Source organism: Coleofasciculus chthonoplastes PCC 7420, assembly GCF_000155555.1.
GTDB classification, from domain to species: Bacteria; Cyanobacteriota; Cyanobacteriia; order Cyanobacteriales; family Coleofasciculaceae; genus Coleofasciculus; species Coleofasciculus chthonoplastes_A.
This window is the reverse complement of the sequence record NZ_DS989850.1, coordinates 1-1,579: the sequence shown is the minus strand read 5'-3', so window position 1 is coordinate 1,579 and position 1,579 is coordinate 1. Positions and strand designations below refer to the sequence as shown.

Here is a 1,579-nt window from a genome sequence, read left to right as displayed (position 1 = left end):
TCGTCCCGTTTTTTCTAGTTCAGATTAACCACCAGCCACAGCAGGTACAATGCTGACTTCATCGCCATCGCTGAGTTGGGTATTTGTGCCATCGAGAAAGCGAATATCTTCGCTATTGACGTAGAAGTTTAAAAAGCGGCGAGGCTTCCCTTGATCATCACACAAGCGCCCTTTAATTCCAGGACAATTAATTTCGAGGGAGTCCAAAAGTTCAGCGACATTGCCAGCGCTGCATTCAATCATTGCTTTATTGTCAGTGAATTTCTGGAGGGTGGTAGGAATTAAAACTTTTACAGCCATAGATTTGGAATCAGTGATTAATGGGTAGATGTTCGAGATGTTTCCAAGTAGAGATATAGGGAAACAACTTAAGGTGATAAGCAATACTGCTCAGCTTTTGGGCTGTGTACTCGCACTTTTTGCCTCCCTTCTTCTACCCAAGCCGGGTTAACTACCCCCTTCATGAGTAGAGACAAGGCAACAGGCTTTCATTGGCTAAGGGATAAAGGGGTTCCTGTCGTCGGATTTGGTATTACTCCCCTCTCCCAAGCTTGGGAGAGGGGCTGGGGGTGAGGGTTGTCAACGTATTAAACCAAAACTTGTTGCCATTCTAAACGGTCAAGGGTATGCGCCCGTTCTAATGCTCGCTCAAAACTGTCTAATTTGGGTTCAATGGTTAGGGGTTCACCAATATATCCTTGTACCGCTTCTTGGGTTTTGAGTCCATTCCCGGTGATATAGGCAACAGTGGTTTCATCCGGGTTAATTTTTCCAGCTTCTACTAATTTCTTGAGGACGGCAATTGTTGTACCCCCAGCGGTTTCGGTAAAGATACCTTCAGTTTCAGCTAGCAGTTTCATGCCTTCGACGATTTCAGCGTCGGTGACGGATTCAATATTACCGTTGGTTTTCTGGGCGATCTCTAGGGCGTAAATGCCATCAGCAGGATTTCCGATCGCGATCGATTTAGCAATTGTACTCGGTTTTACCGGAGTGACGAAATCCCGTCCTTCCCGGAAGGCTTGAGCAATGGGAGAACAACCTTCGGCTTGTGCGCCACTGAAGCGCACCGCTTTATCTGCCACTAAACCAGTTTTGATGAACTCTTGGAAGCCTTTGTGAATTTTGGTGAACAGAGAACCGGAAGCCAAGGGCGACACAATATGATCCGGTAGCTGCCAACCCAGTTGTTCGGCGACTTCAAAGCCCAGAGTTTTTGAGCCTTCTGAATAATAAGGACGCAAGTTAATGTTTACAAATCCCCAACCATGGGTATTGGCAACCTCACAACAGAGGCGGTTGACCTGATCATAGTTGCCTTCTACTGCCATTACGGTGGGGTTGTAGATTAATGTACCTAAAACTTTCCCCGCTTCTAAGTCAGCCGGAATAAATACACAACAGTCGAGTCCGGCGTGTGCCGCGATCGCAGCGGTAGAATTGGCTAAGTTCCCTGTACTGGCACAAGATACGGTAGAAAATCCTAATTCTCTAGCTCTAGTGAGGGCGACAGATACCACCCGATCCTTGAAACTCAAGGTGGGCATATTTACTGCATCATTTTTAATATAAAGATTTT

At 46.3% G+C, this 1,579-nt stretch carries 2 protein-coding genes; both read right to left on the bottom strand.

All coding sequences use genetic code 11. The annotated features are described in order from the left end of the window. Positions 1 to 24: 24 nt before the first annotated feature. Positions 25 to 300, bottom strand: a complete 276-nt coding sequence (locus MC7420_RS14710) for a MoaD/ThiS family protein (protein WP_044207393.1) — start codon at positions 298 to 300, stop codon at positions 25 to 27. A 287-nt stretch (positions 301 to 587) separates the two neighbouring features. Then, positions 588 to 1,579: threonine synthase (thrC, locus tag MC7420_RS14705; protein WP_006101519.1), on the bottom strand; the 992-nt coding region annotated here is incomplete at its 5' end.

What these genes read in the sequence shown, in the direction of transcription:
- MC7420_RS14710 (WP_044207393.1), bottom strand. Translation starts at nt 300, where the DNA reads ATGGCTGTAAAAGTTTTAATTCCTACCACCCTCCAGAAATTCACTGAC.